The sequence below is a fragment of the Zoogloea sp. LCSB751 genome (assembly GCF_002028455.1).
GTDB lineage: Bacteria > Pseudomonadota > Gammaproteobacteria > Burkholderiales > Rhodocyclaceae > Zoogloea.
In genome coordinates, this window is record NZ_MWUM01000005.1 from 264,358 (window position 1) to 276,343 (window position 11,986).

Here is an 11,986-nt window from a genome sequence, read left to right on the forward strand (position 1 = left end):
TTTAGTTGCGCAGCGGCTTGCCGGTTTCCAGCATGTGCACGATGCGCTGCTGGGTCTTCTCGGTCTTCAGCAGGTCCACGAACTGGGCCCGCTCCACGTCGAGAATCCACGCTTCGGACACCCTGGCATTGGTATCCACTTCGCCGCCACACAGGGCGGTGGCCGCCGCTTTGGCGACGCGGTAATCCCAGGCCGAGATGAAGCCGCCTTCGCGCATGTTGATCAGCATCATTTCGCAAGTGGCGATGCCGTTGCGGCCGGCCACCGGAATCGCCCGCTGGATCAGCGGCGGCTGGTAGCCCGACTCGGCCAGCGCGCGCGCCCTATGCAGGGCCACGTGCAACAACTCGCGGGCGTTGAAGACGATGTCGTCCGAGGCCTTGGCGAAGCCCAGTTCGACGGCCTGCAGCGCGCTCTTCGACACGGTGGCCATCGCGATGGTCTGGAACATGTTCTGGATGAAGGGGAACACGTCGCCGCCCGCCGTCCGGCTGGCCAGGCTTGCCGCCTGCAGCGCGAACTCCTTGCAACCGCCACCGGCCGGGATCAGACCGACACCGGCTTCGACCAGGCCGACGTAGCTTTCCAGCGCCAGCACGCGGTGGGTTGCGTGCATCGTGAACTCGCAGCCGCCGCCGAGGGCCATGCCCTGCACCGCCGCGACGGTCGGCACCATCGCATGCTTGAGGGCCATGGAGGCGCGCTGGAACTTGGCGACGGTCTTCTCGAGCATGTCGAACTGGCCAGCCTTGCAGGCTTCCACCACCTGCTGCAGGTTGGCACCGACGGCGAACGGCGCCTCGTGCCAGATCACCAGCCCGTCCAGATCGCGCTCGGCACGGGCGACCGCTTCCAGCACGCCGTCCAGCACCTCGTCGCCGATGCTGTGCATCTTCGACTTGAACGACAGGATGCCAATCCGTGCGTCCTTCGCCGGCAGACTCCACAAGCGAACGCCTTCGTTCTCCCACAGGGTCTCACCGGCATCCGGTGCGGCTTCACCCAGCACCTGCTCCGGAAAGAGCTGGCGGCCATACACCGGCAGCATGGAGCGGGGCTTGAGCGCCGCGTCCGTAGCGCTCCACGAACCCGACGCTTCATGCACGCCCTGGCGGCCATCGAAGACCCATGCCGGCAGCGGCGCATCGATCATCGCAGCACCTGCGTCTATATCGGCCTTCACCGCGTCGGCAACGGCCTGCCAGCCGGCAGCCTGCCAGGTTTCGAAGGGCCCCTGCGCCCAGCCGAAGCCCCAGCGCATCGCGAAGTCCACGTCGCGGGCGTTGTCGGCGATGTCGGCCAGATGGAAGGCGCAGTAATGGAACACGTCGCGGAAGATCGCCCACAGGAACTGCGCCTGCGGATGGCTGCTGGCGCGCAACTGGACGAATTTCTCCACCGGGTTGCGGTTCTTGAGGATGGCCGCGACTTCCGGCGCCACTTCGCCGGCACTCGGGCGGTAATCCTGCTTCGCCAGGTCGAGCACGACGATGGCTTTGCCGTTCTTACGGAAGATGCCGCCCTTGGTCTTCTGGCCGAGGGCGCCTCTGGCGATCAGCGCCGACAGCCAGTCCGGGCTCTTGTAGAAGGCGTGCCACGGATCGTCCGGCAGCGTGGCCTGCATGGTGCCAATCACATGGGCCAGCGTATCCAGGCCGACCACGTCGGCGGTGCGGTAAGTCGCGCTCTTCGGGCGGCCGATCAGCGGGCCGGTCAGCGCATCCACTTCATCGAAACCGAGGCCCAGCCGCGCGGTGTGGTGCATCACCGCCAGGATGGAGAACACGCCGACCCGGTTGGCGACGAAGTTGGGCGTGTCCTTGGCGCGCACGATGCTCTTGCCGAGGCGGGTCGTCAGCCAGGCTTCCAGGGCGTGGAGGGTGGCCGGATCGGTGGTGCCGGTGGCGATCAGTTCCACCAGTGCCATGTAGCGCGGCGGATTGAAGAAATGGATGCCGCAGAAGCGGCTGCGCAGCGCCACCGGCATGCCTTCGGACAAGGTCTCGATGGACAGGCCGGAGGTGTTGGACGCGAAGATCGCATCGGCACGGACGTAAGGCGCGACCTTGGCGTAGAGGTCGAGCTTCCACTCCATCTTCTCGGCGATGGCCTCGATGATCAGGTCGCACTCGCGCAGCGTGTCCAGGTCGCTGCCGTAATTGGCGACGTCGATGAACTGGGCGCGCTCCTTGGTCGCCAGCGGTGCCGGCTCCAGTTTCTTCAGCCCGTCGACGGCCTTCCGGGCGATGCCGTTGGGATCACCCTCTTTCGCGGGCAGGTCGAAGAGAACGACCGGAACGCCGGCATTGGCGCAATGGGCGGCGATCTGCGCCCCCATCACGCCGGCGCCCAGCACGGCCACCTTGCGAATGATCAGTCTGCTCACATGCGTCTCCTTTTGGCTCGGCCCGTCACCCGGACCTTTGTCATGAACCGCGGACGACAGCGCCGCAGTTCGATTTGAACAATCGTTCAAATCTTAGCGCAATGCTTCCTTCAGGTACAACATGGTCTAAAAATCAGGCGCTTGCCAGCCCGTTTGGCGGCACGCCGGCGGGCGCCAGGAAACCGGCGACAATGAAGGGCCGCAGCCGCGCCATGATGGCTTCCGGATCGCCCGCATCGGCCAGTGCATAGCTTTCGGTCATCCGCATCACATCCTTGCCGGCCATCGCATAGGCCACGATGCCGACGAAGAAGTACATCCGCCACACCACATCGTCCTGGGACAGCTGCGGCAAGGTGCGCATGAAGGCCTGGCGATAGCGGTCCACCGCCTCCTTGTACTCCGCAGGAAAAAAGGCCTCCGTCCCCGGTCCCGGCTCGTAGAAGGCCCGCCCAATGAGCTGCTTGAAGACCTCGCCGGGAATGCTGTCCTTGCGGGTCAGGCGCAGTGCGGATGACAGGAAGGCATCCACCAGCACATCCACCGGAATCGGAGCTCCGGCGGCCTCGGCTTCCAGCTTGTCGAGATAGCTGACCCGGCTGCCGCCACGGCTCCCCAGCGCCCGTTCATACACCGCCTCCATCAGCCCCTGCTTGGAACCGAAGTGGTAATTGACCAGCGCCACCGGCGCTCCAGCCGCGCCGGTAATCATGCGCACGGAGGTGGCGGCGTAGCCGTTCTCCATGAACAGGCGCTCGGCGGCGTCGAGGATGCGGGTCTTGACGTCAGGTAGGGAAGAATCGGAACGGCCCATGGGAAATCTAATCAGCGGCAAGGCCCCGGCGCGCCGGGGAAATGTTGAACATCGAAGCCCAAAGCGCCACCTCGGCGAGCTTGAGTCGCAAGGAGCTTCACTGTGGGGGCAAATTCATTCGCCCCCACGACAGAACCCCTGAGCAGCCTCCTATCAGAAGGCCATCGAATACTGGGCGCCGAAGATCCACACCCGGGCATCATAGACGCCGGTCACCCGGCCACGGCCCAGGGCGGTCTGGTTGTTGTCGATATGGGATTCCGGCACGTACAGATAGGCGACGCCGACGTCGAGCACGGAGTCCTTGTTGACCTTCACCTGAGCCCCGGTGGTAAGCCAGGTGCGGTTGTTGTCCGGCAGGGATACCAGCCGATGCTGCGGATCGCGAACCGGGCTCTGGTCGTAGGCCACACCGAACTTGAGCTTCACGGCCTCGGTGTAGCGGTAATTGGCCCCCAACGCATAGCGCCAGGTGTCACGGAACTCGGTCTCCAGGGTCTGCACGGTGGCTCCGTTGAGCGTCCCTGAAGTGCGCACGATGTCCACCTTGGGAATGCTGCTCCAGCCGGTCCACGACAGGTCGCCCAGCATTTCCCAACGCTCGTTGAGGTTCTGCGTGACGCTGAGAATGAAGGTCGCCGGCAGGTCCACGTTGGCCTTGGCCGCACCGGTCGTCAGGCCGGCGGTGGCGCCGGCGGCGGGGCCGTCGATCTTCAGGTCGCCTTCCAGCTTGTGACGGACTTCAGAACGATAGGACACCCCCACCTTGGTCGTCGGGCTCAGCGTGAACAGGGCACCCAGGTTCCAGCCGAGGGACACATCGTCGGCCGAGAAGGTGGCATGGGTGGCGGCCAGGGCAGCCGAGGTCACCGTCGCCTGACGGCGGTAGTCCACCTCGATGCGCTGCAGGCTCAGCCCACCGCCGATGGAGACCCTGTCGTTCAGGCGATAAGCCAGACTCGGGTTGATGTTGTAGGTCTTGATGTCGAACTTGATCGCCTGGGCGCCGCCCAGCCACGGATCGTCGTACTCGGTGATCAGGCCGAAGGGGGCGCCAAGGCCGACGCCCGCATACAGATCCTTGCTCAGAGCCCAGGACAGGTAGGCATTGGGCAGGAAGGCCCAGCTCCCCGCATCGCCCCCATTGCCGGCCCCCCCCAGCACCCCGGTGCTGGAGCCCCGGTCGGAAAACTTGAAGGTCGGGCGCACGACGGCCAGGCCGACCGAGATCTCGCGATCCTTCAGCTGGGTCATGCCGGCCGGGTTGAAGAAGATCGTGCTGGCATTCTCCGCCACCGCCGCGGAACCGGCATAGGCGTTACCGATACCGCTGGCGTTCTGCTCGAGCAGCTGGAAGCCGGCTGCCGCAGCCTGGCCGCTGGCCACGCCAAAGGCGAGCAAGGGCATCAATCGGGCGATGGTCTTCATCTTCATACCACTGTCTCCTCACAAGGGCGCTGTAGTTGTGAGCTGGCCACGGGGCGCGCAAACCCGCGGCGATTCTAGAGCCCCGATGGACTGCGGCTACGCAGCAAATCGAGGCCCTGTTGGATTCATGCAACAATTTCCGGCGGGACCTCGCGCTTGACGCCGTTGGCATCCACCGCCACATAGGTCAGCGTCGCCTCGGTGACCTTGACGACCACCGGGCTCTCCGGATTGCGTTCCGCATAGACCTCCACGTCGACGGTGATCGAGCTCTTGCCGATACGCACGATCTCGGCATAGAAGCTGACCATGTCGCCCACCGAGATGGGCTGCTTGAAGAGGAAGGAATTGACGGCGATGGTCGCCACCCGGCCGCGGGAGCGCTTGTGGGCCGGCACCGCGCCGGCGATGTCCACCTGGGACATGATCCAGCCACCGAAGACATCTCCCGACGGGTTCAGGTCGCGGGGCATCGGCATGACCCGCAGCACGGGGATCTTGCCGGGCGGCAGTTGGGTGGGAGGGGTGCTCATCGAAACTCCTGTCGGCGCCGGCCGCCGGATGACGCGGCCGCGCGGGATTGGTGGAAGGGGCCGCCGGTGAAGGGCGGAAAGCCGGCCCCGAATATAACCCCGGCGTCCGCCAGATCGGCATCTTCCACCACGCCCTTGGCAACACAGAGCTCCGCGGCGGCCAGCAGGGGCGCCATGATCCGCGCCGCCAGGCCGGCCGGTATCGCCGCTGGCACCCCCTTGCGGGCCTTGCCGTCCTTCCACGTGTAAAAGCCCTGCCCGCTCTTCTTACCGAGTTCGCCACGCTCTACCCGCTCGGCCAGCGCCCGCGGCATCGTCGCCCCGGCACTGACCAGGGTCCTGCCGGCCGCCACGGCGATGTCCAGGCCGACCGTGTCCACCAATTCGATCGGCCCCAACGGCATGCCGAAGGCCACCAGCGCCGCGTCAATCGTCTCCGGCGCGATGCCCTCCTCCACGCAGCGCAGCGCCTTGTACATGTAGGGGCCGAGCAGCGCATTGACGAGGAAGCCCGGCTCGTCCTTCACCGGCAAAGGCAGTTTGTCGAGCCGACGCACAAAAGCCGCCGCGCGCCGGAAGGCCTCGTCGCTGGAACGCACTGTACGCACCACCTCCACCAGCGGCAGCACCGCCACCGGGTTGAAGAAATGGATGCCGACCAACCTTTCAGGTTTCGTCAGCGCCGTCGCGATATCGGCAATGCGCAGGCTGGAGGTGTTGGATGCCAGCAGCGCGTCCGGGCGGGCCCGTCTCTCGATGTCGGCGAACAACGCGCGCTTGGCCGCCAGGTCTTCGACGATCGCCTCGATGACCACGTCGGCCTTCGCCACGCCGTGGCCGGCCGGATCGGGAATCAGGCGGTCCAGCGCAAAACGGGCTTCCCGCGGCTTGCTGCGGAACTTGCGCCCGAAACGCCGCGCGGCGCGGGCAACCGCCGGCGCAATGCGCTCGACCGACTGGTCCTGCAACGTGACGGTCATGCCGCGCAATGCACATTCGGCGGCGATGTCGCCCCCCATCACGCCGGCACCGACCACATGCACATGCCGCGGCCGGAAGTCGCCCTCCTTGCCGAAAGCCTTCAGACGCTCCTGCAGGAAGAACACGCGAACCAGGTTGCGCGCAGTCGACGAACGGAAGATCGCCTCCAGCGACGACGGCGAGGCAGCCGGCACCGCCAGCGCGTTGCCGCCGTGGCGGGCCCAGGTGTCGATGATCGCGAAGGGCGCCGGGTAATGCGCACGGCGCACCTTGGCGGCCACCGTCTTGCGTGCCTGCGCCGCGACGATGCCGCGCAGCGGGCCGTTCATCAATGCCTGCACGACCGACGGCTTGCGGGGCGGACGGCCGGACATCAGCAGGATCCGCGCCGCGTCGTCCATCACCCGCAGCGGCACACAGTCGTCGGCGAGGCCCAGGCGCTTCGCCTTCGGCCCATCGACGCCCTTGCCGGTCAGCATCATGTCGAGAGCCGCCGCCGGGCCGATCAACCGCGGCAGGCGCAGCATGCCGCCCCAGGCCGGCATGATGCCCAGCATCACCTCGGGCAGGGCCAGGCGCGTGCCGGGCTCATCCACCACCAGTCGGTAGCGGCAGGCGAGCGCCAGCTCCAGCCCACCGCCCATGCAGTGACCACGTACCAGGGCAAGGGTCGGGAAGCGCGCCGCGGCCAGCCGCCCGAAAAGGCTCCAGCCCCGCTCCACCAGCTTGCGCGCACCATCGGCCGTGTCGATGCGGGTGAACTCCTCGATATCGGCCCCGACGATGAAGCCAGCGGCTTTGCCGGAGCGGATCACCAATCCACTCGGCGGACGCACCGTGAGCTGATCGACGATGGCCTCCAGCTCGGCCATCACCCGGCTGCCCAGCGTGTTGGCGGCGGCGCCCGGCACGTCCAGAGTCGCCCAGACGATGCCGTCGGCGTCCCGTTCCAGCTTCCAGTTGAGCAGTTCCATCACAAGGCCTCCACCAGCATCGCGCCGCCCTGGCCGCCGCCGATGCAGATGCTGGCAATGCCGCGCCGGCCGCCGCTGCGACGCAGGGCCTGCAGCAGATGCAGCACGATGCGCGCACCGCTGGCCCCTACCGGATGGCCGAGGGCCACCGCGCCGCCATCCACATTGAGGCGGGCCGGGTCGATGGCACCCAGCGCGCCGGGCAGACCCAGCCGCTCGCGGCAATATTCGTCGTCCTGCCAGGCCCGCAGGCAGGCGATCACCTGCGCCGCGAAGGCTTCGTTGATCTCCCACAGGTCCACGTCGTCGAGACCGAGCCCATGGCGCTGCAGGATCGGCGTTGCCGCATGAACGGGGCCGAGCCCCATCTGGCCCGGCTCCAGGCCGGCCCACTGGCTGTCGACGATGCGTCCGATCGGCTGCAGGCCGAAACGCTCCACCGCCGGGCCGGAAGCCAGCACCAGCCAGGTGGCGCCGTCGGTGATCTGGGAGCTGTTGGCGGCGGTGACACGACCGTATTTCTTGTCGAAGAAGGGCTTCGGCTTGCCCATGCCAGCCATCGACGCATCCCGGCGCAGGCCGTCGTCGGAGCCATAAACTGTTCCGTCGGAACCGATCAATGGCACCAGCTCGGCGGCAAAATGACCACCATCCTGGGCCGCGGCCACACGACGGTGGCTCTCGACGGCGTAAGCATCCATGTCCTGCCGCGTGATGCCGAACTTCCAGGCCAGGTTCTCGGCGGTCTGCCCCATCAGCTGGCCGACGATGGGATCGGTAAGGCCCTTCATGATGCCGATCACCGGCGCCAGGTGCTTCAGGCGGAAGCCTTTCAGCGCGGCCAGCCGCGCGCCCCAACCCCGCGCCGCCATCCAGCCGGCGAAGACACGCACCATCTCATCGGAGAACAACAGCGGCGCACGGGACAAGGCATCGACGCCGCCAGCCAGCACCAGCTGCGAGCGACCGCTACGGATGTTGGCAATCGCAGAATCGAGGGCCTGCATGCCGGACGCGCAGTTACGCATCACCGTCCAGCCCGGCACCTTGAGGCCGCAGCCCATGCGCAGCGCCACGACCCGGCCGATATTCACCTCGTCCGGCGACGGGCTTGCGCAGCCGAGGATCACCTCGTCGAGCTGATCCGGTGCAAAAGGCTGACGCAGCAGCAGCGCACTGCCGGCCGCGGTGGCGAGGTCGGCGGCGGCGAATGGCCCCGGGCCACTGCGGGCCTTCAGAAAGGGGGTTCGGGCCCCGTCGATGACGTAGATCGGCTCGTTCATGGTTCGCACGGGTCCCTTTCCTCAGGCGCGCCCGATCCCGTTCAGGCAATCTTGTGCTGGGGTTCGGTGATGTCCGCCAGCGCGTCGCGCAAGCCGAAATCATAGGGAAAATCGTCCACGCGGATCACCTTGTCGCGCAATTCGCCGCGGCGCTTGATCAGCGCGTACTCATCACCCGAGATGATGCCACCGGCCACCGCCGCGTCATACAACGCATCGACCCCGCCACCGACCAGCAGACCGGGCGTGAAATAGCCTTCCCTGATCGCCCGGCGCACCTTGGCCTCGACCGGCTCCGCCGCAATCGTGGCATGCAGCGCCGCCTCCAGCGCACCGACCGGCTCTTCCACGTCTTTCGGCAGATACACATCGGAGGTCAGCCGGTCGCGGGTCGCCGACGGCTCGATGAGCAGGCCCGCCACCTGATGGCCGAGGGCGTCCGACGGCACCACATAGGGACGCCCGAGCGGAAAGACCACGAGGCGCCGCAGCAGCATCGCGAACGGCCGGTTGGGGAAATTGGCGATGACGCCCTCGAAGGCGTTCTGCGCCTTGAACATGCAGTCCCAGATCGCCCAGTGCATCAGCGGCGCATCGGCGGCCTGGCGGCCTTCGTCCTCGTAGCGCTTGAGGGTGGCCGAGGCCAGGTACATCAGCGAGAGGATGTCGCCGAGGCGGGCCGACAGTTTCTCCTTGCGCTTCAGCGCCCCGCCGAGGGTCCCCATCGACACATCGGCGAGCAGCGCAAAAGCCGCCGAGAAGCGGGTGAGCTGCTGGTAGTAGCGGCGGGTCTCCGGCGCCACGTCAGCCGGCACCGCCACGAAATGCGAGCCGGTCAGGCCCATCACGAAGGATCGCGCGGCATTGCTGATGGTGTAGCCGATGTGGCCCCAGAAGGCCTTGTCGAAGGCCGTCAGGTCGCCGGCCCGGGCCGCATCCATTTCCTTCAGAACGTAGGGGTGGCAGCGGATCGCTCCCTGGCCGAAGAGGATCAGGCTGCGGGTCAGGATGTTGGCGCCCTCGACGGTGATGCCCACCGGAATCTGCTGGTAGGCCCGGCCCAGAAAGTTCTGCGGCCCCAGGCAGATGCCCTTGCCACCGATCACGTCCATGCCGTCGTTCACCGCCTGGCGGGCCCGTTCGGTGACGTGATACTTGGCGATCGCCGACACCACCGCCGGCTTCTCGCCGAGGTCGATTGCGCCGGCGGTCATCACCCGCGCCGCGTCGCACAGGTAGGCATTGGCGCCGATGCGCGTCAGCGCCTCCTCCACCCCTTCGAAACGCCCGATGGCGGTCTTGAACTGGTAGCGCACGCGGGCATAGGCGCCGACCGTGCGGGCTGTCATCTTCAGCATGCCGGTGTTGGAGCCGGGCAGCGAGATCGAACGCCCCGCCGCCAGGCATTCCATCAACATCCGCCAGCCCTGCCCCGCCATCTGCGGGCCACCAATGATGAAGTCGAGAGGCATGAACACGTCGTGCCCGCGGATCGGCCCGTTCATCCACACCGCGTTGAGCGGGAAGTGGCGGCGGCCGATATCCACACCCGGATGATCGTGGGGCACCAGCGCACAGGTGATGCCCAGATCCTCCACATCGCCGAGCAGGCGATCCGGATCGTAGAGGCGGAAGGCCAGGCCGAACACCGTGCACACCGGCGCCAGCGTGATGTAACGCTTGTCGAAGCTGATCCGCATGCCAAGCACTTCGCGCCCCTGATACTGGCCGCGGCACACGATGCCCGCATCCGGGATCGACGCCGCATCGGAGCCCGCCCACGGGCTGGTCAGCGCGAAGGCCGGAATATCCAGGCCAGCGGCCAGGCGCGGCAGGTAATGCTGCTTCTGCTCGGGCGTACCGTAGTGCAGCAGCAGCTCGGCAGGTCCGAGGGAATTGGGCACCATCACCGTCACCGCCGGCGCCGACGAACGGGTGGACAATTTGGTCACGACCTGGGAATGGGCATAGGCCGAGAAGCCCTTGCCGCCATATTCCCTGGGAATGATCATGCCGAGGAAACCGCGCTCCTTGATGTACTTCCAGACTTCGGGCGGCATGTCCTGGCGCTGGGTCATTTCCCAATCGCGGGTCAGGCGGCACAGCTCGGCGGTGTCTTCATCGAGAAAGCGCTGCTCCTCGGCGCTGAGCTTCGGCGCCGGGTAGGCCAGCAGCTTCTGCCAGTCCGGCCGGCCGGCGAACAGCTCGCCCTCCCACCACACCGTACCGGCCTCCAACGCGTCCTTCTCGGTTTGCGACATGGACGGCAGCGCTTTGCGGAAGGCCTTGAAAATCGTCGCAGTGACGAATCCGCGGCGCAGCCCCGGCAACAGGAAGGCTGCACCGACCACCGCCACGCTGCCGATCACGCCGATGCCCAGCATCGGCGGCCAGTCGGCAAGGCCCGCCAACACCGCCAGCCACACTAACCCCAGCCCATACCACACCGGAAATGGTGCTCGCCCGTAAGCGAGCACGACCGCCAGGAGAGGCAGGAAAAACAGGACAACGTAGGACATCGACAAGTCTCCTTTTACTCGGCACCGTCTTGGCAGTGCCATTGTCATCTATAATATGCTGACGTCTTTACAGCCGTGCATCCGGCTCATGGCGACGATCCGAAATCCGCCAGCGGCGCACGCAGCCCGCCAAGCAGGAAGCTCATCAGGCGCGACACCAGCCGCGACGGATCCTCGTCGTCGAATTTGCCGGTTACCAGTTGCAGCGCATCCGTACCGGCGATGGCGTAGGACATCGCACCCATCATGAAATGGAAGCGCCACAGGATCTCGTTGCGATCCACGTCCGGCAACGCTCGGTACAGGGCGGCCAGGAAGCGCTCCACGCATTCAGCGTATTCCTCGGCGAGAAACTTGCGCACAAAGCCCTGAGGGTCCGTGTAGGTCCGGCCGAGCAGCCGCATGAAGGTGTGGCCACCACCTTCGACGTCGGCCGCCATGCGCAGCGCAGTACCAAAAAAGGCATCGACGATGCGGCTCGGCTTGATCGGCGCCTCCCCTGCCTCGACCTCGAGTTCATGCAGGCGGGCCAGGCGGATGCGGTTCAGTTCGGTGAGACGGCGCCGGAAGACTTCCTGAATCAACTGTTCCTTGGAGCCGAAGTGGTAATTGATGGCCGCCAGGTTCGCCCCGGCACGACCCGTGATACCGCGCATCGAGGTTCCGTCGAACCCTTGCTCCACGAACAGGGCTTCTGCCGCGTCGAGGATGCGGCTACGAGTATCTCCGTTGCCTTTGGCGAGACTGCCATTCATGGAACACCTATCGACCCAACAATCGAAAATTAATTAAAACGTTTGTTTGAATCATACATTAGTTCCATTGGCCGTCAACACTTTGACAAGCAAACACCCGAATGCTGCGGAAAATCGAGGAACCCAAGGATGCAGCGGGCCGGGAGCACACCGTCGGCGCCCCCCGTAAGCCCATCCCCTTACACACAACTCTCCAGTCTGTATGCTTCATGCCAAATAACTGACGAGGCTGGCTGATGAGTTGGGCGAGAGACGAGTTCGGGACGATACAGCTGGGCGATCGGCGGTTGAACAAGCGAGCGGTTCTGCTGGC

Annotated in this window: 9 protein-coding genes; 1 reads left to right on the forward strand and 8 read right to left on the reverse strand. The window is 66.1% G+C overall.

Annotation, left to right across the window (positions count from 1 at the left end; genetic code table 11):
* Position 1 precedes the first annotated feature (1 nt).
* The 8 genes from B4920_RS08395 to B4920_RS08430 all read right to left on the reverse strand — a co-directional run bounded on the left by B4920_RS08395 (position 2) and on the right by B4920_RS08430 (position 11,673).
* The gene (locus B4920_RS08395; protein ID WP_079434164.1) at positions 2 to 2,386 is read right to left on the reverse strand and encodes a 3-hydroxyacyl-CoA dehydrogenase/enoyl-CoA hydratase family protein; all 2,385 of its coding nucleotides are present in this window, start codon (positions 2,384 to 2,386) and stop codon (positions 2 to 4) included.
* A 133-nt stretch (positions 2,387 to 2,519) separates the two neighbouring features.
* The gene (locus tag B4920_RS08400) at positions 2,520 to 3,200 is read right to left on the reverse strand and encodes a TetR/AcrR family transcriptional regulator (RefSeq protein WP_079434165.1); all 681 of its coding nucleotides are present in this window, start codon (positions 3,198 to 3,200) and stop codon (positions 2,520 to 2,522) included.
* Between the two features lie 153 nt (positions 3,201 to 3,353).
* The gene (locus B4920_RS08405) at positions 3,354 to 4,634 is read right to left on the reverse strand and encodes an OmpP1/FadL family transporter (protein WP_079434166.1); all 1,281 of its coding nucleotides are present in this window, start codon (positions 4,632 to 4,634) and stop codon (positions 3,354 to 3,356) included.
* A 119-nt stretch (positions 4,635 to 4,753) separates the two neighbouring features.
* Positions 4,754 to 5,161 carry an acyl-CoA thioesterase gene (locus B4920_RS08410; RefSeq protein WP_079434167.1) on the reverse strand — a complete coding sequence of 136 codons (408 nt, stop codon included), beginning with the start codon at positions 5,159 to 5,161 and terminating at the stop codon, positions 4,754 to 4,756.
* Positions 5,158 to 7,116 carry a 3-hydroxyacyl-CoA dehydrogenase NAD-binding domain-containing protein gene (locus B4920_RS08415; protein ID WP_079434168.1) on the reverse strand — a complete coding sequence of 653 codons (1,959 nt, stop codon included), beginning with the start codon at positions 7,114 to 7,116 and terminating at the stop codon, positions 5,158 to 5,160. Before B4920_RS08415 ends, B4920_RS08410 begins: the two co-directional genes overlap by 4 nt.
* Entirely contained in the window at positions 7,116 to 8,399 is a 1,284-nt protein-coding gene (locus B4920_RS08420) for an acetyl-CoA C-acetyltransferase (protein ID WP_079434169.1), read from the reverse strand. Before B4920_RS08420 ends, B4920_RS08415 begins: the two co-directional genes overlap by 1 nt.
* 41 nt (positions 8,400 to 8,440) lie before the next feature.
* A complete protein-coding gene (locus B4920_RS08425; RefSeq protein WP_079434170.1) occupies positions 8,441 to 10,918 on the reverse strand; it encodes an acyl-CoA dehydrogenase in 2,478 nt (825 codons plus the stop codon).
* A gap of 86 nt (positions 10,919 to 11,004) precedes the next feature.
* Entirely contained in the window at positions 11,005 to 11,673 is a 669-nt protein-coding gene (locus tag B4920_RS08430; protein WP_079434171.1) for a TetR/AcrR family transcriptional regulator, read from the reverse strand.
* A 236-nt stretch (positions 11,674 to 11,909) separates the two neighbouring features.
* Between B4920_RS08430 and B4920_RS30915 the strand changes: the two genes are divergently transcribed.
* On the forward strand, positions 11,910 to 11,986 hold a 77-nt coding region (locus B4920_RS30915; RefSeq protein ID WP_139379456.1), incomplete at its 3' end, for a transposase DNA-binding-containing protein.

What these genes read in the sequence shown, in the direction of transcription:
- B4920_RS08400 (WP_079434165.1), bottom strand. Translation starts at nt 3,200, where the DNA reads ATGGGCCGTTCCGATTCTTCCCTACCTGACGTCAAGACCCGCATCCTC.
- B4920_RS08405 (WP_079434166.1), bottom strand. Translation starts at nt 4,634, where the DNA reads ATGAAGATGAAGACCATCGCCCGATTGATGCCCTTGCTCGCCTTTGGC.
- B4920_RS08410 (WP_079434167.1), bottom strand. Translation starts at nt 5,161, where the DNA reads ATGAGCACCCCTCCCACCCAACTGCCGCCCGGCAAGATCCCCGTGCTG.
- B4920_RS08415 (WP_079434168.1), bottom strand. Translation starts at nt 7,116, where the DNA reads ATGGAACTGCTCAACTGGAAGCTGGAACGGGACGCCGACGGCATCGTC.
- B4920_RS08420 (WP_079434169.1), bottom strand. Translation starts at nt 8,399, where the DNA reads ATGAACGAGCCGATCTACGTCATCGACGGGGCCCGAACCCCCTTTCTG.
- B4920_RS08425 (WP_079434170.1), bottom strand. Translation starts at nt 10,918, where the DNA reads ATGTCCTACGTTGTCCTGTTTTTCCTGCCTCTCCTGGCGGTCGTGCTC.
- B4920_RS08430 (WP_079434171.1), bottom strand. Translation starts at nt 11,673, where the DNA reads ATGAATGGCAGTCTCGCCAAAGGCAACGGAGATACTCGTAGCCGCATC.